We start from the raw sequence: 22,664 nt of genomic DNA on the forward strand, positions 1-22,664 counted from the left end.
TCCACTCCTAGGTGTCCGGCGCTTAGATGCCCCCTGGTACGGGGGACATTTTACACAGGAACCTAATGGCTTGGTTTTCACACTCTATGTTCTTCCCACAGTCTTATATGCCAACGTATCAAGGAACTTCATACACTGGAGGAAGAAGAATTCTTTCGGTAAATTTGTTGGAAATATTAATTTTTTGTTTTTTAAAATTATTTAACTTGTATAAATAACCTATCAGGACGTTATGTAAAAGGAATTCAATATTCACTTTACAAATATATTATTACACTATTTAGAAAGGAGACTACCTATCTTTTAGGTGAACATTAACCCATGTTAATAAGAAGACAAAAAGATTTATTATTTTTTTTATTAAAAGATAAAAAATGGCGTACTTTCTCACAAATTGCAAATGAAATAAACTGCTCAACTAAAACTGTTCAACGAGATATTGTAATTATTAAAGGGCTGTTACCTTCTAATTGGAATTTACAAGTTTGCAAAGGGAAAGGAGTAATTTTACACAAACCTGCAGATAGTTCTTGTTCTGAATTAAATTCCTTATTTATTAGAAATGAAATAACCTTTAAAATTTTAGATACCCTTTTCAAAACAAATATCACTAGTATTTCCGGAATATCCGAATATATATATATATCACCCGCTTCGTTATATGTCTATTTAAAAAGTACAGAAACATACTTAAGTCAATTTGATTTGTATTTAAAACGTAAACCACTAAAAATTCATGGTGATTCAATAAATATACTTTTTATGTATCAAGAATTTTATATCAATTCTTACACAGATCATGAATGGCCCTTTACAACCCAGAAAGAAAAAGAAGTTTATCTATATGTATTAAAGATAGAAAAGAAACTAGGAATAAAATTATATCCCCTGTATAAAAGAAGATTAATGTATTTAATAGCTATTATATCTGATCAGAAAAAAAAGGGTGTTATACTTGCATTGAATCAGTCTCTAATTAACAAAGTAATAGATACTCCTTCTTATAAGGAGATATTTCATTTAAATGAAATAGATTTTCGAAAAAAATTCAGTATAGAGGAAATAGTTTTCATTTTAATAGCTGTTAATTGTTCAAAATATGTTCATCAGAACTTATTGGCATACAAGAAAAATGTACTTCAACACTTTTATAATAATGACGTAGCAATTTATAGGGATATTAAGGAGCTTATACTCAAATTAGAATATACCTTCGGATGTGAGCTCCTAAACAATTCCGACCTTATCTTTGCAATAATACAATACTTAAAACAAATTCTTTCTAAATACCATTTTTTCCCGAATCTTAATTTTCCAGAGGATGTAACAGTCCCCTATATAATGGCCGCTCATACAGACACCTTTTACAAAATTAAAAATATTTATACTGAATGGGTCAATAAATATTCTATTAAAACCTCTATTTCTAATGAAGAAATTGCGACTTTAACCCTTCAGATTGAGGGGATTTGTATGATAGAACAATCAATTAATATTCAAGTTTTACTACTAATTGAAGATGGGGAGAAATGGAAACTTTATTTAAAAGGTATCCTCACATCGTATTTCGGTTCAATTTTCCATTTTGTGCATGTTGACATAAATGATATAAATACGTACGATTACACACTATTAAAAATAGATTTAATTATTACTACCTTTTCAAGTGTTCAGGCGGAAATCCCCATTATTAGAATTTCAATTATCCCAACGAGTAGGGAATTGCAGGACTTAAAAAAATTTATTTATAAAAATTCGTAACTACTCAGCTTCCTCACGGAGGCTCTTTTAATTTACTAGTCTGATATGTACTTTTTGTGTGAATACTAGATATATCATACAAGGAGGTGATAGTTGTGTTGAAAAAGCAAGAGATTCTAGCTGTCTACCAAAGGGGACCTCAAGCTATTTGCGATTTTGTTCATCAATTAGAAAATCAAATACAGAATTTAAAAGAGCGTATAGAAGTATTAGAAAATTGTTCAAAAAAAAACTCTACAAATAGTCATAAACCACCTTCTACAGATGGTTTGCGTAAGCCCGTTACAAAAAGTTTACGCAAATCGTCTCATCGTCAAACTGGTGGCCAGTTGGGCCACAAAGGACATACTCTTGGTTTGACAGCGACTCCAGACCATACAATTACATATTCTCCTACCTATTGTACTTGTTGCTATACTTCTTTAGACCATGAGCCTGTAAAAGGATACCGCATTCGCCAAGTGTATGATTTACCACCTATCCAGATAGAAGTGACGGAACATAAAGTGGAACAAAAAGAATGCCCACATTTGTTTAGTGCAAAATAAAAGTACAGAGTCGAGCGACGATTTTGTACATAGATACAGTGCATAAAAAAAGGCTTGTCAGCTCTTAATAAATCCCTTACTGTTTTCGTTACCACGCGAAACAGGAGGACTAGAAAGGATGCTAACAATGCCTGAAATCCATTATATCAAACATTTAAGAGAAAATGATGATTTAAGTATATCTGAAATTGCAAGAAAACTAGGAAAGAATTGGAGAACTGTCAAAAAGTATGCTGATGAAGAAGTGTATCCTTCGGATACTGGTCCAGTTTGTACAAAAACAGGAATGATGTATGATAGTGAGTTTGGTGAAATTGTAGATTTATGGTTAGAGGAAGATAGTAAGCTTCGCCGTAAGGAACGAAGAACAAGTAAAAAGATATTTAATCAATTAAAAACAGAATATAAGTTTCAAGGTTCGTATCGAACCCTATGTGATTATATCCAACATCGAAGACCACAAATAAAAACAGCAAAAGAAAAACGTTACGAACGATTAGAACATCCTCCTGGAGAAGCACAAGTTGATTTTGGAAATATGACAGTTGTCAAAGATGGAGCATATAAAGATATTAAAGTACTATTGTTAAGCTTTCCCCATAGCAATGCAGCATTTGCTTATCCATTACCAGCGAAAATAAGGAATGCTTTTTAGAAGGCTTAAAACAGCTATTCCATCAAGCAGGTGGTGTACCAACACACCTTAGGATTGATAATCTATCCGCCGCTGTAATCACCATAGGAAAAGGTGAAAATCGTATTTATACAGAAGCGTTTTTACAATTTCAAATGCATTATAACTTTGAAACACAACCATGTAACCCTTATAGCGGGCATGAAAAAGGTAATGTTGAGCGTAAAGTTAGTTATACACGTAATAATTGGTTTACAACTTCACCGGTTATGGAAAGTTTTTCACAACTTGCACAGTGGCTAGAAGTACAAGCATTAGAGGATCAAAAACGACCGCATTATGATAAGAAAATCATGATAGAGGAGTTGTGGAAAGATGATAAAAATGCATTAAAGCCATTGCCTTTAGAATACCTATCGGTCTTTTCACTAGATACTACAACTGTAAATAAATATGGAGAAATTACAGTAGATCAAGAACGATTTGTTTTACGCAAAACAAATGTCAAACAAGTTATTGTCATAAAAAAAGAATGGGATCAATTTACATGTTTTACTTCTGAAGGAGAAGTAATCTTTAAAGAATATAGAGCTTACATGCATACAAATAGGCCCATTCCTTGGGAAGAAATTTTTGAAGATTGGGAAAAGAAACCACGTGTAGTACGTTATTCAAGATATTTTAAATACTTACCTATGAGAGTTCAGGATTATCTCCTCTTCCAAACGGAAGAGCGTAAATCACGCTTAGTAGGGATAAAAAGATTACTCAAAAAGTATTCTTTACAACAATTACATATTGTTTTAGAAAATGAGGAGTGGCTATCAAAAACTCCTTATGAACTTGATGGCATATTACAAGCGAAACAAGTAACTTATCCGCAGAAATGGGAAGAGAAACACACACCATCCGTTTTAGTGGATTATGAAACGGATTTAGAACAATACGATCGAAAACTCTGTCCAACTTTAGAGAGGAGTTCATTTTCACTATGATACACAGAAACCTACAAGAAGCTTGTAAAGTATTACATTTGAGTTCTATTCTAGAGCATTATGATGAAGTTGTATTTGAAAATAAAGAACAATTCTTACAGGATATTTTAAACTTAGAGATTGAAGCTCGACAAAGTAAAAAAGTATCAACTTTAATAAAAAAAGCAAAATTTAGAGAGTTAAAATGGTTGAAAGATTATGAATGGGGTGAACAAATTCATTTACCTTCTACGACAAGCAAAGAACATATTAGTGAGTTGCGATTTTTTGAAGGAAAACAGAACCTTTTATTACTCGGATCTCCTGGAACCGGAAAAACACATTTAGCAACAGCATTAGGTTTAAAGGCCTGTGAACAAGGATATCAGGTAAAGTTTTTTCGAGTAGCTGATTTAGTAGGCATATTAGAAGAAGCTTTAAAACAAGGGAATCTAACTCGTATAAAAAAACAAATTGAATCATGTGATCTCTTAATTTTAGATGAACTAGGTTATGTACCGTTTCAAAAGCAAGGAGCGGAGCTCCTATTCCATATTATTGCCGACTGTTATGAGCAAAAAAGTGTGATAGTTACTTCGAATTTAGAATTTGGTCAATGGAATCGTATATTTGGTGATAATCGACTTACTTCTGCATTGGTGGACCGTTTGGTCCATCATGCCCACATCATTGCATTTACGGGAGAAAGCTATCGTTTACGCAATGCGTTGTCTTCTGGAAACACTAGAATTACTATTTAAAAATCGAGCTGCTAGCCTCTGCACTTTTCGCTGCAACTCTCTGTATTTTCTGCTTGCACAAAACAACCACATTGCCATTCTATTCAAGAATCCCAGTTTCCTTCTACTGTCTCTCGTCCTGTTCAATATGGTCCAAATATAAAAAGACTAATCCCCTATTTAACGCATTATCAGTGTCTTTCTTTAAAAAGAACGTAACTACTCAGCTTCCTCAGACAAAAAAGCATGCTAAATACATGTTTCCAATTCGAAAACATGAAAAAAAATATGCCCATAAGAGAAAGAATCTAGATCGAATCGAGAATTTCTCTTATGAAATCGTGCAATTCCAAGGAACCGTTCCGGTTTCTATAACCTGACCTATCGCTTGTAAGACAGATTGTTTTTGTTTTTTCATGGTGCTTATAAAGCTTCGTATCTGACAAAAAGATTCTGCGCCTTTCTTACTTCGAAACGTTCCAGACACTTTCTGTTTGACTTTCGTCATTCGAATATCCCGTTCTGCTTGATTGTTATCAAATGGAATGTCTGGATGTTCTAAAAATGCTAGAATTCTGTCAGCATATTTGACGAAGCGATTCCATAAATTTTGAGCAGGCGTCTGTTTTCCTTTCTTTTTTGGTTCTGAAGAAAATACTTGTTTTTCTTTTAATATAGCTTGATAGGCAGTCGACAGATTCTCTTGCTCTGCTTTTGGCAGGAGTCCTTTGTATTGTTTTTTTAGCGTTAAGGCTTGCGTTAAAAACTCCTGCATCTGTTGTGCCCATTTTTCTCCGGTACTATCTATAATTCCTTGTAAATCTCGTAAGAGGTGGGCATTACATAATACGTGACGACAATCTGTATACGCATCATATGATTTCCAACCATCATGCATCGCGATTCCAGAAAAAGACGGCAAGATTTCTCCAGCATCCATTGCTTCTTTTCCGCGTTTTTGATGAATATGTTGCAATGTCACCTCCGGTGTACTGGCAGTATGTAACCATTGTGTTTTATTTTCTACACGCATACCGGTTTCATCAAAATGGACAACAGAAGACTGAAGGATCTGGTCTTTTACTTCTTGGAGAAAAGGCTGCAATTGAGCCGAAAAACTGTTTGTATGATTGACTAACGTTCCTTCACTGATAGAATGTCCAAAACAATCTTGAAAGAATTCTTTTGTTCTTTTTAAAGAAAGACACTGATAATGCGTTAAATAGGGGATTAGTCTTTTTATATTTGGACCATATTGAACAGGACGAGAGACAGTAGAAGGAAACTGGGATTCTTGAATAGAATGGCAATGTGGGCACTCTTTTTGTTCCACTTTATGTTCTGTTACTTCTATCTGGATAGGTGGTAAATCATACACTTGGCGAATGCGGTATCCTTTTACAGGCTCATGGTCTAAAGAAGTATAGCAACAAGTACAATAGGTAGGAGAATATGTAATTGTATGGTCTGGAGTCGCTGTCAAACCAAGAGTATGTCCTTTGTGGCCCAACTGGCCACCGGTTTGACGCTGGGATGATTTTCGCAAACTTTTTGTAATAGGCTTACGAAAACCATCTGTAGAGGGTGGTTTATGACTATTTGTAGAGTTTTTTTTTGAACGATTTTCTAATTCTTCTATACGCTCTTTTAAATTCTGTATTTGACTTTCTAATTGATGAACAAAATCGCAAATAGCTTGAGGTCCCTTTTGATAGACAGCTAGAATTTCTTGTTTTTTCAACATAAATACCACCTCCTTGTATGATATATCTAGTATTCACACAAAAAGTACATATCAGACTAGTAAATGAAAAAAGCCTCCGTGAGGAAGCTGAGTAGTTACCAATTTTCTTTGGTTTACATACTGTTGAAACTCTGTTGTTAAAATAAGGTCCCCGGCATTCTCGTTCTTACTAATTAAAATATCTTGATCATACACCATTTCTTTCGGCATACCACCAAAAAATTGAAATGCAGTTTCATGTGTATGGATGACATCTTTTATCGTAAAAGGACGATCTAACCATTCCACATATTTATAGCGAGAATGCGCTAAAACAAATGTAATAAACCATAATCGAATGACCGTGTTTTCTTTTGTTACCATACAAGTTCCAAAATCCACTTGTGCCTGATGACCCATGGGCGGATCTGGAATTGCTTCATACTTTCGAGTTTGTAGAATTTTGGGTATCTGGTAGTCTTCCCGTAGGGAAGAAACATATAATCTAACTGTACTCTCCCCAACACTTAAGCTAGGATAACGTTCTGTTAACCAATCATGAATCTGTGCGGCACTTAGGTCCGGATGCTCTTCTAGCCAGCATAAAATTTCATCTTTATGCGCATCTAATTTTTTGGTTCGAACTTTTGTACTCGCCATCCAAATTGCCATTTCACCCGGTTCTTTTTCTAAATAACGATACACTGTATTTCGTGAAATATTTAATTTTTTTGCGATTTTACTCACATCAAATCTTAGTTTGTTAAGTCTATGAATTTCCACGTACACTTCCCATTTATCCACCTTTCCATTCCCCCACCACGTAAATATATATTTCTATCATACGTGATAAAGATTTGTATTTTTTGAAAAAGTGTTCAATTTTATTTATCAGAATCTGTTGATTTTATTTTAGCAGTCACATACTTGCAAGACCTTTAGAGTTTTTGCACCAGAACCAGAAAATTAATGATTCTAAATAGCTGGTTTTTATTTTGCACAAAATACGGCTTTTGTATGGGAATTTCTGCGATGCATTCACCATAGATAGGGTTGTCTCATATCATGTGGAGACTACGTTATTAAAATTTTCAGGGGATGTGAATGTATTGGAAGGTGTATATGTAAAAATCGACAGTTTAAAAGTAGAACACAAAGAAATTATGCAAGATATTCGTAATTTAGAAACGCGCACAACAATTAATGAGAAAGACATCGCCACAATTAATAAGCAATTAGAAAAGATTAGCATGAATACAACTTGGATTTTACGAATTATTATTAGCGCACTCACTATGTCAGTTTTAAGTTTAATATTAAAAGGAATGATTTAATATCTTAAAATAAAAATACTTATTGAGGGAGGGAAAGGCGTCTCCCTTTTTTCTGTAAAAAGAATCGAGTTATCATGCCAAACTTCATATGTACTGTAGAGGTAAGCAATCTTAATATGTGTGTGATGACTTAAAAAGGGCATAGAAAAATAAGCAACATGTTATTAAAATTTTTAACAGTAGCTAAAGAAATATGAAATTGAATGGGGTAATTATGAAGGGGATTTTGAATATTCAATAAAACGAGATCGTTGATCTAATATGCGATAGATAATTTGTAACTACTCAGCTTAGTTAAGAAAAAAGAATAACTATAAAATTTCACGTACTGTACCTAATTGACAAAACCAAATTCTGCAATAAAGGATATTCTAACCATCTGTACCCTTATCCTCTAACCAAGTAAGTACTTCCTTAGAATCTGTTTAAAATCTTTTCAATAAAATTGCCACATCTGCCAATAAGCAACTCTGTCTACTGATGTTAGACTAAAAAGTAGACACAGGTTAATATGATAAAAAATGAACTAAATGAGGTGTCTACATGGGGAAAGTAAAACAATATGAAGAAGAATTTAAACGCCAAAGCGTAAAACATATTTTACAAACAGGAAAGACTGTAGCTCAAGTTGCTCGAGAATTAGGGATTTCAGTAAATACCCTTCACGGTTGGGTAAAGAAATATAAAAAAGAGCCCAAATTTGTAAAGCAACGAACGTTCCGTTCTGAAGATCAAAAAACAAACGAGATGGAGCGACGTATTTTAGATTTAGAGGAAGAAAATGCAATCTTAAAAAAGGCGATGCACTTCTTCGCGAAAGACCATCGGTAAAATTTCAACTTATCCATCAACACCGCTTCACATACCGAGTGGAGAAGATGTGCCAAGTTCTACATGTATCCCGAAGCGGATATTACAAATGGAAAAATCATACTAAAAATCCCAGGCAAGTACAAAGAGAACAAGTCACTAAAGAAATACACTGTATTTTCTTAGAATCACGTTGTTTATATGGAAGCCCTAAAGTAACGTCCATCTTACGCCAAAAGGGCAGGCGTATCTCACAAAAAACAGTGGCAAGAATCATAAAAGAACAAGGGTTAAAATCAAGAACTGTAAAAAAATATAAAGCTACTACAAATTCCAAACATTCTTATCCGGTACATAACAATGTGTTAGATCGTCAATTCAAGGTAGAAAAGCCAAATCAAGTTTGGGTAGCCGATATTACCTATGTATCGACGAAAGAAGGCTGGTTGTATGTATATAAATCCAGTTTAATATTTTAACAGTTGTTCAACGCCTAATCTTTGTAAAACTTTTTCTGGACATTGAGCGATATATTCTAAAAAAGATACTACAGATGCACGTATTTCCTCTTGGGATGCATGAAAACGGTTAGAGATGACGTTTTCCTTTAACCATTTCCAAATACGCTCCAGTAAATTTAAATTCGGCGAATAGGGTGGTAAAAAGATCAATGTCAGCCGTTGGCTGTTCTGTCTTAGGAAAGGTTTCAATAACTTTGCATGATGAATGCGAGCATTATCCAATAACATGACAATGTGTTTCTTTGGGTTTTCTTTTACAACATATTGTAAAAACTCCTGAAAGGCAGTCGCATTACAAGCAGTAGCTTCCATACAATGCAAATACCCATTTGACATATTTACTGCACCAAATAACATGACGCTTGCGTGACGTCCATATGTAGGGATTTGTTTTTGTTTACCACGAAGAAACCAAGAAGTATGTAGAGCTTGATAATCACGTATATGCGTTTCGTCTTCATAGAACAGTATCATATCTTTGGATAAGTTTTTTTTATCCAGTTAAGCTCTTGTAAGAACTTTTGTTGTTTCAGAGGATCTGCTTTTTTCAAACGATAAGTAGGCCTTGTATAAGTAAATCCCCAACGGTGTAGCATATCGCAAATTCCACCTCTAGACATAGAAACATGGTAACGCTCCTCTAACAAGTATTGAAGGACACGAGTATCCCAATGAGTTTCAGGTCCAATCCCTTCTTGATTCGGTGTACTTTCTATTAGCATGTTTCGGATTTCTGTTTCTTCACCGGGAGATAAATAAGGAGTACGTCCGGGTGGATAACGACGTTCTAATAGGCCCTCAATTCCATCGGAATTGAATGTTTGCACATAAGTAGAAACAGATTGACGACAAATCCCTATAATTTGAGCTGCAGATGTAGCAGAGTGCCCTTCCATTACCAGGCGTACGGACATAAGAAGTTGTTTGAAAAATGAATTTTTCATTTTACGCTCTTCTTGTAATAAATCGTGTACAGTAATTCCATATTTCGTTGATACATGTAACTTTGCCATTATCTAACCGCCCGTTTACCTATTTGTATGGTAAGCAGTATAGACAATTTTAAAGATTGTTAAAATATCAAACTGGATTTATATAGCTGCTCTAGTCCGCAGGACTTTTTCCAATAATAGTAAAACAGGGTGTTCTTGAAGGTAATGCTCTCTCTCAATTATACTATTTATTAAATAAATGTAATGAGATGAGGGGAAATATTGAAAAAAAGTTGGATTAAAGAAGAATTATATGCTGTTACCAAATGAACGTCATTTAGTATTGAGTAAAAAAACAAACGCCAATCGGCTGGGATTTGCTGTCTTACTAAAATATTTTCAACAGGAAGCTCGTTTTCCAAGCAAAAAACAAGATATCTCGAAAGATATTGTTCAACATTTAGCACATCAAATAGATGCCTTACCTGAAGATTTTTTTGAACATTATAAATGGGGCGGAAAAGAAAGAAGTTATACAGATCATCGAAAAACCATTCGTGATCTCTTTGGTTTCAGAGAGCTTACTTCAAAAGATAATCTCCAATTGATACAATTGCTAAAAGAACAAGTACAATTTACACATGATATGGAGGATTTATCTGATCAAGTTTATCATTTATTTCGCAAATGGAAAGTAGAACCACCTTCTAAAGGTAGTTTAAAACGAATGATTCATTCCGCTATTGATACGTATGAGAAAGATTTATATTATACAATTTCCGAACAATTATCCGTTGCAACTTGTTGTCGATTAGATGCATTATTAGATGTGCAATCAAATGAGGATTTAGAAATTGTAGACATCATGTATGAAAAAACAAATTCAAATCAGTTATCTTTTCGATATCTTTTATCGTCTGCATGTAAACCGAGTGTAAATACTATGGAAACAGAATTAAAAAAACTGTTAGCCATCCAACAATTAGAAATTCCTCCTAGACTATTTCAGCATTTACCTCCAAAGTTAGAAAAGAAATATCGTTTCCGCGCAGCAACAGAAACTGTAACGGAATTACGTGCGCATCCGTCCCACATTCGTTATACATTATTAGCTATCCTTTTTTCACACCAATATGGGAAAGTCATTGATTCTTTAGCAGATTTATTAGATGAAATTACACTTAAAATCAAAAATAGAGCTAAAAATACAACTCGGAAAGAAGCCATTGCAGAATTGGAACGGGTAAAAGGAAAAAATAAACATATTATAAGCTTATTAAAAGCAACTGTAGAACATCCCGAAGGGATTATTCAAGATACCTTATTCCCGATTGTTAGCGCTAACACAATTCAAGATATAATAAAAGAGATGACAAAAAATGATCGTGAATATAAAGAAAAAATGTAACTACTCAGCTTCCTCACGGAGGCTTTTTTCATTTACTAGTCTGATATGTACTTTTTGTGTGAATACTAGATATATCATACAAGGAGGTGGTATTTATGTTGAAAAAACAAGAAATTCTAGCTGTCTATCAAAAGGGACCTCAAGCTATTTGCGATTTTGTTCATCAATTAGAAAGTCAAATACAGAATTTAAAAGAGCGTATAGAAGAATTAGAAAATCGTTCAAAAAAAAACTCTACAAATAGTCATAAACCACCCTCTACAGATGGTTTTCGTAAGCCTATTACAAAAAGTTTGCGAAAATCATCCCAGCGTCAAACCGGTGGCCAGTTGGGCCACAAAGGACATACACTTCATTTGACAACGACTCCTGACCATACGATTACCTATTCTCCTACGCATTGTACTTGTTGTGACATGTCCTTAAAACATGAACCTGTAAAAGGATACCGCATTCGCCAAGTGTATGATTTACCACCTATCCTGATAGAAGTAACAGAACATAAAGTGGAACAAAAAGAGTGCCCACATTGCCATTCTATCCAAGAATCCCAGTTTCCCTCTACTATCTCTCGTCCTGTTCAATATGGTCCAAATATAAAAAGACTGATTCCTTATTTAACACATTATCAATGCCTTTCTTTGAAACGAACAAAAGAATTCTTTCAAGATTGTTTTGGCCATTCGATAAGGGAAGGTACGTTAGTCAATCATACCCATGCTTTTTCTGCTCAATTGCGGCCGTTTCTCGAAGAAGTAAAAGAACAGATTCTGCAGTCTTCTGTTGTCCATTTTGATGAAACCGGTATGCGAGTAGAAAATAAAACACAATGGTTACATACTGCGAGTACACCGGAGGTGACATTTCAACATATTCATGAAAAACGCGGAAAAGAAGCGATGGATGCAGGTGAAATCTTGCCTTCTTTTTCTGGAATTGCCATGCATGATGGGTGGAAACCGTATGATGTGTATACAGATTGTCGCCATGTTTTATGTAATGCCCATCTCTTGCGAGATTTGCAAGGGATTATAGATAGTACCGGAGAAACATGGGCACAACAAATGAAAGAATTCCTTACACAAGCTTTGACAATAAAAAAGCAATACAAGGGAAATATTCCAGAAATGGAGAAAAAGAATCTGTTTGCCGCATACCAGGCTATATTGAAAGGCAAACAGGTGCCTTCTGCAGAACAAAAAAAGAAAAGAAAGCAGACGCCTTCTCAAAATTTATGGAATCGCTTTGCCAAGTATGCTGACAGAATTCTAGCGTTCTTAGAAAGTCCAGATATTCCATTTGATAACAATCAAGCGGAGCGAGATATTCGGATGACGAAAGTCAAACAAAAAGTGTCTGGGACGTTTCGAAGTAAGGAAGGTGCAGAATCATTTTGCCACATACGCAGTTTTATGAGCACCATGAAAAAACAAAATCAATCAGTATTACAAGCGATAAGTCAGGTGTTAAAAACCGGAACGGTTCCTTGGAATACCACTCTTTCGTAAGAGAATGTTTCTATTTCATATAGATTCTTTCTCTTATCGGAGTGTGTTCTTTTTCATGTTTTCGAACAGGAAACATGTATTTGGCATGCTTTTTTGTTTAACTAAGCTGAGTAGTTACGAAAAAACAAAAACAATCTGTCTTACGAGCAATAGGCCAGGTTATAGAAACCGGAACGGTTCCTTGGAATCGCACAACTTCATAAGAGAAATTCTCTATTTGATCTAGATTCTTTCTCTTATTGGAGTATTTTCTTTTCATGTTTTCGAATCGGAAACATGTATTTGGCCTGTTTTTTTATTTGAAGAAGCTGAGTAGTTACCCTTATTATTTATCAATATAAAAACCTTCAAATGTCGCATCCATTTTCTATGAACTATTATTATTTCCCTTATTAAGTTCTGAATATTGGAATTTTTACTGGCGAATTAACTTAGAAATTTACTAAGAAGAAACCTCTAACAGCTTATTATAGTTAGCATAGGGGACCAAAAATTATTTCTAATGTTTTTATTTTCTTTAATTTTTAAAACAAGATTTATTATAATACTTTATTTTTTTGTGATTTTTTAGGGAGGCTTAGCATTTTTTCAACATACAAAGGGAATCCTGTACAAAATGTACAGGATTCCCTAATTTTTCATTGAATTTAATATAAATTATTTCTTAAATAATCGGGTAAACCATGATTTTTCTTGTTGAGTAGATGCAACCATTTTTTTAGTTTCTTGTATTTCCCGAACGACTTCTAATAACTGCTGATCCCTATTGTGTATTTTTCCATAAATAGTCTTTTGCTGTTCTTCAATCTTGTTCATTAGCGTTTGATTAGTTTGCTCTAAATTGTCTATGCGTTTTAAAATTTCCATATTCATAGCTTTTTGCTCTTCAAAATGGATAATAATTTTATTCATGCCTTCATACATTGTCCGGATAATTGGTTTTGTTATTCCGTCGTCTTCGTCAACCTCTTCTACTACAATATAATCTATATTTTGTTTCAACATTTGCCCTATTAATTCTGGCGGCTCTTGTACATCTTTCATATCAGCAATTAATCTAAAAAGCCCTAATGATTCCTTTTCATATCTTAGTGTACGACCTCTTGTTCCAGCCACGGTAGGTAAATATGGCTTAAATTGATCTCGCCATGCCTGTAAAGTTGTGCGTGGCCTTCCAAGTATTCTAGCAATATCTGCGAGGGAATATGTCTTTTTATAAGGTTCTTCCCTATCCATTATCTTTTCACCACCCTACCGTTATTCATCGTTATTGTTGTCCGTCATGTCGACATCTAACCGTTATCTGTCTAATTCGTTTAAAACAGGGTATTCCCTTGTTAATTTGTTAATTTTTTTAACGTGTAAGTTAACTTGGATAACAGGTACTATTTAAGTCACACTTGTTACAAAAAGTGTTTTTATTTTTGGTTAATTGTGCTAAAATATAATTAATGGTCATACTTAAGTCGTATTTAAAGTGTGGAGGAGGAATTTTAAATGAAAATCGGAAGAAAAGTAGCGGATTTCGGAAATAGTTTCAATAATTTTATGGTTGATGGTTATTATATTGAAATTGCAACTAATGTAGTTAAGATTTCAAAGAAAAAAGCTGAGGTTTTACTTGTTGATCGTATTTCTAGACCAGAAGATTTGTTAGATAGATTACTTATCTCAACTGAAATTGGGGGTGGAGAATCTTATTATTTAGTAGGGAAATTAGCTGAAGATAATCAATTAGCAAACTCTCATGTGAATAAAATGCACGATAAAATTAATAGCCCTATCCCATACATAAGCTTTTTAGGGGCAATTGCATATTATCATGCACTTAACGCTGATAAAGACGATAATGAAGTTGAAATTGAAAACATGAATATGATGCTACCAATTTGGCTTTTAAAGCGTGAAGAGAAATTTAGCATTGCCCATAAAAAGATGGAACAAAGATTTATTGGTGAACATAAAGTTAAAGTGTTAACACCAGGAATGGAAAGAGATTTAACGATTACGGTTAATACAGCAAAATGTAGAAATGAATCAGAGGTTGCTAGACATTCATTAAAATATAAAATGGTTTTAAAAGATAAAAATTCAAATGTAATTAGTATTGAAAAACGTTATGAATCTGAGAAATTTGATGATTATGAAGTTGTCTTAACTGATATTGGCGGTGGATCGACAGATGCTGTGCAATTAGATAAGGGTCTTACTACACCTAAACATAGAGATTCTTTCCAAGTGATTGATATTGAGCCATTCTTAGGATACCTAGAGCGTTTTAGAAAAGAAAAATTAATTCAATATTTTAAAGATCTAAGAACTTTAGAGAAATTTATTGTTAATAATTATAAAAATCAGGAGTATGTGCTTTCGAATGAAAATACTGGCGAAGAATATGATTTCACTACTGAAATTGTAGGTGCATTACAAGAATATGCAACAATTTTAGTTGCTAAAGTGTTGGATGTATTCATTCCATCAAGTACAAATACAGTATTGAAATTCATCTATATTGGAGGCGAAGCTCCAGTTTTAGAGCCATATATCCGTCTTGCTTTATTAGATCATATGTCTGAAACAGCTGCTAAAAACAATCACTTCTTCTTGAATGATATTATTCAAAGTAACGAGAAGGAAGTATTTGCTCCAACATCACGTACAATCAACCTAGCTGCGTTGGAATTAAAAGCAATTGATGAGATGAAGGGACAGTTAGCTTAGAATAAAGGGACGTGCTGATAATGGCTAAAAATAGAAAGATGGCATTACGTGCTGATAATATGCCTGATGATGTATATAAGATCCTTAATGAAAAAGCTAGTGGTAGGCAATTAACATCATTTGTTGTTGAATTAGTACAAAATGAAAAACGTTATGAGCAATTAATACAAAAATTAGATAATGTAGAACAAAGATTAAACCTGTTAGATACAGTTGAGAGTAAATTGGATCTTCTACTTACTAGTGGATTTGTTTCAGCCCCGGAACAGGACGATATAAAAGCTGAAGAGCCATTACTTCAAGAAGGTAGAATTATTGACGCTAAGGAAGTTATTGGTGGGATTTCTAAGGAAGATAGTGAAGAGATAGATTTCTAAGGACATAACTAAATGAGTGAAATAAGTATAAGAAAAAGACAACAAGACAAATAATCGTATGATGGAGTGCTTACTTATTAAAGGAAGCACTCTATTTTTGTATTATATGCGTACATATCTATGTATTGAAAGTGGTGAGCTTATGGAAGCCCTGATAAACCAACAAAAAAGGCGAACTATATAACTCAAGTTTAATATTTTAACAGTTGTTCAACGCCTAACCTTTGTAAAACCTTTTCGGGACATTGGGCGATATATCCTAAAAAGGATACTACAGATGCGTGTATTTCCTCTTGTGATGTATGAAAACGGTTAGAGATGATGCTTTCTTTTAACCATTCCCAAATGAGGTGGTACAGTAAAACTGGAACACAGTATAGGGATAAATTATTCTATATAAGAGGTGTTTCAGATGAAAAAACAGTATGATGAAACGTTTAAAAAACAATGTGTTGAATTGGTAATCAAAGAAGGGCGTACAATCTCTAGTATTCAAAGAGAATTTGATCTAGGACATGGGACTCTTAATTCATGGATAAAAAAATATCCTTCTCCACTTTTAGATAGTAAGGGAACTGATATGACAGAACTACGTTCTTTACGAAGAGAAATCCAGGCATTAAAAAAGGAAAATGAATTTTTGTAACTACTCAGCTTCTTCAAATAAAAAAACAGGCCAAATACATGTTTCCGATTCGAAAACATGAAAAGAAAATACTCCAATAAGAGAAAGAATCTAGATCAAATAGAGAATTTCTCTTATGAAGTTGTGCGATTCCAAGGAACCGTTCCGGTTTCTATAACCTGGCCTATTGCTCGTAAGACAGATTGTTTTTGTTTTTTCATGGTAGTTATAAAGCTTCGTATCTGACAAAAAGATTCTGCGCCTTTCTTACTTCGAAAAGTCCCAGACACTTTCTGTTTGACTTTCGTCATTCGAATATCCCGTTCCGCTTGATTATTGTCAAATGGAATGTCTGGATGTTCCAAGAATGCTAGAATTCTATCAGCATATTTGACGAAGCGATTCCATAAATTTTGAGCAGGCGTCTGCTTTCCTTTCTTTTTTAATTTTGCAGAAAAGACTGGTTGTTCTTTCAATATGGCTTGATAGACAGTAAACAGATTCTGTTGCTTTGCTTTTGGCAGACTTCCTTTGTATTGTTTTTTCAGCGTTAAAGCTTGCGTGAGAAATTTCTGCATCTGTTGAGCCCATTTTTGCCCCGTACTATCTATAATTCCTTGCAAATCTCGTAAGAGATGGGCATTGCATAATACATGTCGACAATCTGTATACGCATCATACGATTTCCAACCATCATGCATCGCAATTCCAGAAAAAGACGGTAAAATTCCGCCTGCATCCATTGCTTCTTTTCCGCGTTTTTGATGAATATGTTGCAAGGTCACCTCCGGTGTACTAGCGGTATGTAACCATTGTGTTTTATTTTTTACTCGCATACCGGTTTCATCAAAATGGACAACAGAAGACTGAAGGATCTTGTCTTTTACTTCTTGAAGAAAGGGCTGCAATTGAGCCGAAAAACTGTTTGTATGATTGACTAACGTTCCTTCACTAATCGAATGCCCAAAATAATCTTGAAAGAATTCTTTCGTTCGTTTCAAAGAAAGACACTGATAATGCGTTAAATAGGGAATCAGTCTTTTTATATTTGGACCATATTGAACAGGACGAGAGACAGTAGAAGGAAATTGTGATTCTTGGATAGAATGGCAATGTGGGCATTCTTTTTGTGACACTTTATGTTCTGTCACTTCTATCTGGATAGGTGGTAAATCATACACTTGGCGAATGCGGTATCCTTTTACAGGTTCTTGGTGTAAGGAAGTGTTACAACAAGTACAATGTGTAGGAGAATAGGTAATCGTATGGTCCGGAGTCGTTGTCAAATAAAGCGTATGTCCTTTGTGGCCCAACTGGCCACCGGTTTGACGATGAGACGGTTTGCGCAAACTTTTTGTAACGGGCTTACCCAAACCATCTGTAGAAGGTGGATTATGACTATTTTTGGAGTTTTTTTTGAAGCATTTTCTGAAGCATTTTCTAGTTCTTGTATACGTTTTTCTAACTTAGAAAATGTTTCTTCAAATAAAGAAATAACAGCTTCAGGTCCTTTTTTATATGCATCTAAAATGATTTTTCGATGGATCATCCTATTCACCTCCCTGTTTGATATACTCAGTATTTACAAATGGGAGGCATATGAAACAAGTAAAATAAAAAAAGACACCAAAAGGTGGCTGAGTAGTTACGAATGTATGTACGAATCAGAGGCTGCATAATTTAAACTTTCTGTGCCTATTTTATTGACGTAACATCACTTTTTTCAATGTTTTCTTGTGCCTTTCACACATTTGGATGGCACCCTCTCGGTCTGTTATGTTCGCAGTTGTTACATCAATCGTATGAATGAGACCGTTCGTATCTACAGCGATATGACGTTTGATTCCTAACACTTTCTTTCCAGCATCATAACCCTTTTCACCAGCTATCCATGTGTTTTTCACGCTTTGTGCATCTACGATGCAGAATCTTGTCTGATTCTTACGTCCATCTTGCTCACGATAGGTTTCAACCAATTTTTTTATGCACTTTTTCGAGAAGACTTATACCATTCTCGTTTGTTTTTCGCCAAATCTGATAGTAGAAATACACCGTTTGCCAGTTTGGGAAGTCACTTGGTAGATTGCGCCATTGGCAGCCTGTTGGTAAGCACGTACAGAACACCGCAGAATACCTCATATAAATCAACTGTGCGTGGACGCGTCCTTTTTCGTGCGTGTTCCAAATCTTCTCGAATGAGTTCAAACTGTTCACGTGAAACGTTACTTGTATAATTATGTATCATAGATAAATATCCTTTTTTGTACAGATTATACCATAGGTTCTAAACAGGTTCTTAGGGTTAATCGCTATTTTAACATTTCATTTTCCACTTCTAATTGTCGAATCTTAGCTTCAGGATCTTCGGGTCTAACCCTTGGTCTACCTAAACCTGTTCCTTTCGCTTTACCGCGTTTTTCTTCTAGTCCTTTGATTCCTTCAGTTTCAAAGTGTTTCACCCAACGACTTACAACCGAGTGATGAATACCTAATTATTTCGCAATGGTTTTATGGCTCATGCCTTCTTTTAAGTATAAATCTATAGCCTTTTTCTTAAATTCTACATCGTAAGAGACTCTAATTTTCCCCATAAAATAATCCCCTTATAGTAAACAGGTTAATGTGCTTTCATTTTCCTGTTTACTATAAGGGGATTATATCATTTTAAGAGGTTTTTTTATTTATATAAATATTAACTATTTGTTTTTGGTCAATAAAACCATTTATTTAATTCGTTCTATTAATACTTATATTTTTGATACCAGGCTTGTTTAATACGTTAAAACATTATACAATTAGCGAGGAATTACAGAAGATATTTATATATACATAAATATTACCTAGTTACATGTATAGCTTAAATTGGTATATGTAATACTAAAACCAAGGTGTATTATATGGGGTATAACACCAAATATTATGCATATTAATACTAAAAGAGACGGTGATAAAAGTTGAAGTGGAACAAATACGCTATAAAATTTGGAAAGATTGGGAATATTGTTGGAGGGATATATGCTTTGTATAGATGGCTGATTTTGCAATTACCTGTAGGATCCGAGCGAGTGATCTTACTTCCTGAAAACACATTCAATATTTTCCCTATTGTATTAGCAGGTATAGGACTTACTGGGTATTCATTATATAAATTATTTTCACAATCATTCTTTTTTATTTGGAGTATTTCTATGTTTAATGCTCTTTTTTTAATAAGTCATGAGGTTTACTTGGCACGTATGAGTACAATAACAGTAAATGATAAAATAGGATATCTAATTGCACAGTATCTTTTTGATACAGCACCATGTATTTACGTTATCTGTATTACTTTATCAGGTGTTTTTTTATATCATCCCAAATTAAATAAATCAGCTAAGTCTATATAGTGCTATGTAGAAGGATTGTAAAACGGAACAATAGACTCAATAGTTACAAATATCTCCCTCGAAATATAAAAACGACGTAACTACTCAGCTTAGTTAAACAAAAAAGGTAACTACTCAGCTTCCTCAGACAAAAAAGCATGCTAAATACATGTTTCCAATTCGAAAACATGAAAAAAAATATGCCCATAAGAGAAAGAATCTAGATCGAATCGAGAATTTCTCTTATGAAATCGTGCAATTCCAAGGAACCGTTCCGGTTTCTATAACCTGACCTATCGCTTGTAAGACAGATTGTTTTTGTTTTTTCATGGTGCTTATAAAGCTTCGTATCTGACAAAAAGATTCTGCGCCTTTCTTACTTCGAAACGTTCCAGACACTTTCTGTTTGACTTTCGTCATTCGAATATCCCGTTCTGCTTGATTGTTATCAAATGGAATGTCTGGATGTTCTAAAAATGCTAGAATTCTGTCAGCATATTTGACGAAGCGATTCCATAAATTTTGAGCAGGCGTCTGTTTTCCTTTCTTTTTTGGTTCTGAAGAAAATACTTGTTTTTCTTTTAATATAGCTTGATAGGCAGTCGACAGATTCTCTTGCTCTGCTTTTGGCAGGAGTCCTTTGTATTGTTTTTTTAGCGTTAAGGCTTGCGTTAAAAACTCCTGCATCTGTTGTGCCCATTTTTCTCCGGTACTATCTATAATTCCTTGTAAATCTCGTAAGAGGTGGGCATTACATAATACGTGACGACAATCTGTATACGCATCATATGATTTCCAACCATCATGCATCGCGATTCCAGAAAAAGACGGCAAGATTTCTCCAGCATCCATTGCTTCTTTTCCGCGTTTTTGATGAATATGTTGCAATGTCACCTCCGGTGTACTGGCAGTATGTAACCATTGTGTTTTATTTTCTACACGCATACTGGTTTCATCAAAATGGACAACAGAAGACTGAAGGATCTGGTCTTTTACTTCTTGGAGAAAAGGCTGCAATTGAGCCGAAAAACTGTTTGTATGATTGACTAACGTTCCTTCACTGATAGAATGTCCAAAACAATCTTGAAAGAATTCTTTTGTTCTTTTTAAAGAAAGACACTGATAATGCGTTAAATAGGGGATTAGTCTTTTTATATTTGGACCATATTGAACAGGACGAGAGACAGTAGAAGGAAACTGGGATTCTTGAATAGAATGGCAATGTGGGCATTCTTTTTGTTCCACTTTATGTTCCGTCACTTCTATCTGGATAGGTGGTAAATCATACACTTGGCGAATGCGGTATCCTTTTACAGGCTCATGGTCTAAAGAAGTATAGCAACAAGTACAATAGGTAGGAGAATATGTAATTGTATGGTCTGGAGTCGCTGTCAAACCAAGAGTATGTCCTTTGTGGCCCAACTGGCCACCGGTTTGACGCTGGGATGATTTTCGCAAACTTTTTGTAATAGGCTTACGAAAACCATCTGTAGAGGGTGGTTTATGACTATTTGTAGAGTTTTTTTTTGAACGATTTTCTAATTCTTCTATACGCTCTTTTAAATTCTGTATTTGACTTTCTAATTGATGAACAAAATCGCAAATAGCTTGAGGTCCCTTTTGATAGACAGCTAGAATTTCTTGTTTTTTCAACATAAATACCACCTCCTTGTATGATATATCTAGTATTCACACAAAAAGTACATATCAGACTAGTAAATGAAAAAAGCCTCCGTGAGGAAGCTGAGTAGTTACGAAGTATGTAGAGCTTGATAATCACGTATATGCGTTTCGTCTTCATAGAACAGTATCATATCTTTGGATAAGTTTTTTTTATCCAGTTAAGCTCTTGTAAGAACTTTTGTTGTTTCAGAGGATCTGCTTTTTTCAAACGATAAGTAGGCCTTGTATAAGTAAATCCCCAACGGTGTAGCATATCGCAAATTCCACCTCTAGACATAGAAACATGGTAACGCTCCTCTAACAAGTATTGAAGGACACGAGTATCCCAATGAGTTTCAGGTCCAATCCCTTCTTGATTCGGTGTACTTTCTATTAGCATGTTTCGAATTTCTGTTTCTTCACCGGGAGATAAATAAGGAGTACGTCCGGGTGGATAACGACGTTCTAATAGGCCCTCAATTCCATCGGAATTGAATGTTTGCACATAAGTAGAAACAGATTGACGACAAATCCCTATAATTTGAGCTGCAGATGTAGCAGAGTGCCCTTCCATTACCAGGCGTACGGACATAAGAAGTTGTTTGAAAAATGAATTCTTCATTTTACGCTCTTCTTGTAATAAATCGTGTACAGTAATTCCATATTTCGTTGATACATGTAACTTTGCCATTATCTAACCGCCCCTTTACCTATTTGTATGGTAAGCAGTATAGACAATTTTAAAGATTGTTAAAATATCAAACTGGATTTATGTAGCAAGTCTGATGGACTTGTATTCTAGAAAAATTGTGGGCTGGCATGCTGATCGTACGATGACAAAAGAATTAGTATTGAAAGCTTTACAACAAGCCTATTTCCGACAGAAACCGACAAGTTCTGTCTTGCATCATTCTGATCGGGGAAGTCAATATGCTTCCAACGATTATCAAAATCAATTACAACAGTATGGAATGACATGTAGCATGAATAGAAAAGGAAACTGTTATGATAACGCTTGTAT

The 22,664-nt window shown here is 34.5% G+C and carries 17 protein-coding genes and 7 pseudogenes; 14 read left to right on the forward strand and 10 right to left on the reverse strand.

Annotation, left to right across the window (positions count from 1 at the left end; translation table 11 throughout):
• Positions 1-321: 321 nt before the first annotated feature.
• From QCI41_RS29880 to istB, 4 genes and pseudogenes are all read left to right on the forward strand, one after another.
• Positions 322-1,761, forward strand: a complete 1,440-nt coding sequence (locus tag QCI41_RS29880) for an AcpB/EbpR/MafR family transcriptional regulator (RefSeq protein WP_353839048.1) — start codon at positions 322-324, stop codon at positions 1,759-1,761.
• Between the two features lie 86 nt (positions 1,762-1,847).
• Positions 1,848-2,291, forward strand: a pseudogene (locus QCI41_RS29885) (DUF6444 domain-containing protein); the annotation flags it as partial.
• A gap of 136 nt (positions 2,292-2,427) precedes the next feature.
• Positions 2,428-3,938, forward strand: a pseudogene (istA, locus tag QCI41_RS29890) (IS21 family transposase).
• A complete protein-coding gene (gene istB / locus QCI41_RS29895; RefSeq protein WP_197201756.1) occupies positions 3,935-4,678 on the forward strand; it encodes an IS21-like element helper ATPase IstB in 744 nt (247 codons plus the stop codon). The pseudogene istA and the gene istB overlap by 4 nt, the downstream one beginning before the upstream one ends.
• 310 nt (positions 4,679-4,988) lie before the next feature.
• Here istB and tnpC (QCI41_RS29900) read toward each other — a convergent pair whose 3' ends face one another.
• The gene (gene tnpC, locus QCI41_RS29900; protein ID WP_353836078.1) at positions 4,989-6,401 is read right to left on the reverse strand and encodes an IS66 family transposase; all 1,413 of its coding nucleotides are present in this window, start codon (positions 6,399-6,401) and stop codon (positions 4,989-4,991) included.
• Positions 6,402-6,452: 51 nt separating this feature from the next.
• Complete coding sequence (locus tag QCI41_RS29905; RefSeq protein WP_353839050.1) at positions 6,453-7,184, reverse strand: helix-turn-helix domain-containing protein; 732 nt, start codon at positions 7,182-7,184, stop codon at positions 6,453-6,455.
• A 305-nt stretch (positions 7,185-7,489) separates the two neighbouring features.
• Here QCI41_RS29905 and QCI41_RS29910 point away from each other — a divergent pair, with 305 nt between their 5' ends.
• From QCI41_RS29910 to QCI41_RS29920, 3 genes are all read left to right on the forward strand, one after another.
• Positions 7,490-7,714 (forward strand): hemolysin XhlA family protein, encoded by a 225-nt coding sequence (locus QCI41_RS29910; RefSeq protein WP_353839051.1) that lies wholly within the window; start codon positions 7,490-7,492, stop codon positions 7,712-7,714.
• 543 nt (positions 7,715-8,257) lie between these two features.
• Positions 8,258-8,545, forward strand: coding sequence for a transposase (locus QCI41_RS29915; protein ID WP_353839052.1), 288 nt, complete (start codon positions 8,258-8,260; stop codon positions 8,543-8,545).
• An 11-nt stretch (positions 8,546-8,556) separates the two neighbouring features.
• Complete coding sequence (locus QCI41_RS29920) at positions 8,557-9,003, forward strand: IS3 family transposase (protein WP_353839064.1); 447 nt, start codon at positions 8,557-8,559, stop codon at positions 9,001-9,003.
• Here QCI41_RS29920 and QCI41_RS29925 read toward each other — a convergent pair.
• Positions 8,992-9,519 (reverse strand): IS630 family transposase, encoded by a 528-nt coding sequence (locus QCI41_RS29925; protein ID WP_353839053.1) that lies wholly within the window; start codon positions 9,517-9,519, stop codon positions 8,992-8,994. The two genes, QCI41_RS29920 and QCI41_RS29925, sit on opposite strands and share 12 nt — an antisense overlap.
• Positions 9,516-10,058: a helix-turn-helix domain-containing protein gene (locus QCI41_RS29930; RefSeq protein WP_353836035.1), complete on the reverse strand. Its 543-nt coding sequence runs from the start codon at positions 10,056-10,058 to the stop codon at positions 9,516-9,518. The genes QCI41_RS29925 and QCI41_RS29930 overlap by 4 nt, the downstream gene beginning before the upstream one ends.
• A gap of 232 nt (positions 10,059-10,290) precedes the next feature.
• Here QCI41_RS29930 and QCI41_RS29935 point away from each other — a divergent pair.
• Both QCI41_RS29935 and tnpC (QCI41_RS29940) read left to right on the forward strand, forming a co-directional pair.
• A pseudogene (locus QCI41_RS29935) lies at positions 10,291-11,382 on the forward strand (DUF4158 domain-containing protein); the annotation flags it as partial.
• A 98-nt stretch (positions 11,383-11,480) separates the two neighbouring features.
• On the forward strand, positions 11,481-12,893 hold the full coding sequence (gene tnpC, locus QCI41_RS29940) for an IS66 family transposase (RefSeq protein ID WP_353839056.1): 1,413 nt from the start codon (positions 11,481-11,483) through the stop codon (positions 12,891-12,893).
• 657 nt (positions 12,894-13,550) lie between these two features.
• Here tnpC (QCI41_RS29940) and QCI41_RS29945 read toward each other — a convergent pair.
• Entirely contained in the window at positions 13,551-14,129 is a 579-nt protein-coding gene (locus QCI41_RS29945) for a DUF3967 domain-containing protein (RefSeq protein ID WP_353839057.1), read from the reverse strand.
• A gap of 261 nt (positions 14,130-14,390) precedes the next feature.
• Between QCI41_RS29945 and QCI41_RS29950 the strand changes: the two genes are divergently transcribed.
• The 3 genes from QCI41_RS29950 to QCI41_RS29960 all read left to right on the forward strand — a co-directional run bounded on the left by QCI41_RS29950 (position 14,391) and on the right by QCI41_RS29960 (position 16,637).
• The gene (locus QCI41_RS29950; RefSeq protein WP_353839058.1) at positions 14,391-15,614 is read left to right on the forward strand and encodes an Alp7A family actin-like protein; all 1,224 of its coding nucleotides are present in this window, start codon (positions 14,391-14,393) and stop codon (positions 15,612-15,614) included.
• Positions 15,615-15,634: 20 nt separating this feature from the next.
• The gene (locus tag QCI41_RS29955) at positions 15,635-15,991 is read left to right on the forward strand and encodes a hypothetical protein (protein ID WP_353839059.1); all 357 of its coding nucleotides are present in this window, start codon (positions 15,635-15,637) and stop codon (positions 15,989-15,991) included.
• A gap of 412 nt (positions 15,992-16,403) precedes the next feature.
• Positions 16,404-16,637 carry a transposase gene (locus QCI41_RS29960; RefSeq protein ID WP_353839060.1) on the forward strand — a complete coding sequence of 78 codons (234 nt, stop codon included), beginning with the start codon at positions 16,404-16,406 and terminating at the stop codon, positions 16,635-16,637.
• 113 nt (positions 16,638-16,750) lie between these two features.
• Here QCI41_RS29960 and tnpC (QCI41_RS29965) read toward each other — a convergent pair.
• The 3 pseudogenes from tnpC (QCI41_RS29965) to QCI41_RS29980 form a co-directional block, all read right to left on the reverse strand.
• A pseudogene (gene tnpC / locus QCI41_RS29965) lies at positions 16,751-18,165 on the reverse strand (IS66 family transposase).
• A 166-nt stretch (positions 18,166-18,331) separates the two neighbouring features.
• Positions 18,332-18,861: pseudogene (locus QCI41_RS29975) on the reverse strand (IS5 family transposase); the annotation flags it as partial.
• A gap of 64 nt (positions 18,862-18,925) precedes the next feature.
• A pseudogene (locus tag QCI41_RS29980) lies at positions 18,926-19,207 on the reverse strand (transposase).
• Between the two features lie 363 nt (positions 19,208-19,570).
• Between QCI41_RS29980 and QCI41_RS29985 the strand changes: the two are divergent.
• Positions 19,571-20,002, forward strand: a complete 432-nt coding sequence (locus QCI41_RS29985; protein WP_353836037.1) for a hypothetical protein — start codon at positions 19,571-19,573, stop codon at positions 20,000-20,002.
• Between the two features lie 222 nt (positions 20,003-20,224).
• Here QCI41_RS29985 and tnpC (QCI41_RS29990) read toward each other — a convergent pair whose 3' ends face one another.
• Both tnpC (QCI41_RS29990) and QCI41_RS29995 read right to left on the reverse strand, forming a co-directional pair.
• Complete coding sequence (gene tnpC / locus QCI41_RS29990) at positions 20,225-21,637, reverse strand: IS66 family transposase (protein ID WP_353836036.1); 1,413 nt, start codon at positions 21,635-21,637, stop codon at positions 20,225-20,227.
• Between the two features lie 154 nt (positions 21,638-21,791).
• Positions 21,792-22,334, reverse strand: a complete 543-nt coding sequence (locus tag QCI41_RS29995; RefSeq protein WP_353836035.1) for a helix-turn-helix domain-containing protein — start codon at positions 22,332-22,334, stop codon at positions 21,792-21,794.
• 73 nt (positions 22,335-22,407) lie between these two features.
• Between QCI41_RS29995 and QCI41_RS30000 the strand changes: the two are divergent.
• A pseudogene (locus tag QCI41_RS30000) lies at positions 22,408-22,664 on the forward strand (transposase); the annotation flags it as partial.

Origin of the sequence: Bacillus cereus group sp. MG4, from assembly GCF_040460055.1 — a bacterium.
Lineage (GTDB): Bacteria > Bacillota > Bacilli > Bacillales > Bacillaceae_G > Bacillus_A > Bacillus_A wiedmannii.

Coding starts and splice junctions, on each gene's coding strand:
- QCI41_RS29960 (WP_353839060.1), top strand. CDS start 16,404: ATGAAAAAACAGTATGATGAAACGTTTAAAAAACAATGTGTTGAATTG.
- QCI41_RS29995 (WP_353836035.1), bottom strand. CDS start 22,334: ATGGCAAAGTTACATGTATCAACGAAATATGGAATTACTGTACACGAT.
- tnpC (WP_353836036.1), bottom strand. CDS start 21,637: ATGTTGAAAAAACAAGAAATTCTAGCTGTCTATCAAAAGGGACCTCAA.
- QCI41_RS29950 (WP_353839058.1), top strand. CDS start 14,391: ATGAAAATCGGAAGAAAAGTAGCGGATTTCGGAAATAGTTTCAATAAT.
- tnpC (WP_353836078.1), bottom strand. CDS start 6,401: ATGTTGAAAAAACAAGAAATTCTAGCTGTCTATCAAAAGGGACCTCAA.
- QCI41_RS29955 (WP_353839059.1), top strand. CDS start 15,635: ATGGCTAAAAATAGAAAGATGGCATTACGTGCTGATAATATGCCTGAT.
- QCI41_RS29925 (WP_353839053.1), bottom strand. CDS start 9,519: ATGATACTGTTCTATGAAGACGAAACGCATATACGTGATTATCAAGCT.
- istB (WP_197201756.1), top strand. CDS start 3,935: ATGATACACAGAAACCTACAAGAAGCTTGTAAAGTATTACATTTGAGT.
- QCI41_RS29930 (WP_353836035.1), bottom strand. CDS start 10,058: ATGGCAAAGTTACATGTATCAACGAAATATGGAATTACTGTACACGAT.
- tnpC (WP_353839056.1), top strand. CDS start 11,481: ATGTTGAAAAAACAAGAAATTCTAGCTGTCTATCAAAAGGGACCTCAA.
- QCI41_RS29880 (WP_353839048.1), top strand. CDS start 322: ATGTTAATAAGAAGACAAAAAGATTTATTATTTTTTTTATTAAAAGAT.
- QCI41_RS29915 (WP_353839052.1), top strand. CDS start 8,258: ATGGGGAAAGTAAAACAATATGAAGAAGAATTTAAACGCCAAAGCGTA.
- QCI41_RS29945 (WP_353839057.1), bottom strand. CDS start 14,129: ATGGATAGGGAAGAACCTTATAAAAAGACATATTCCCTCGCAGATATT.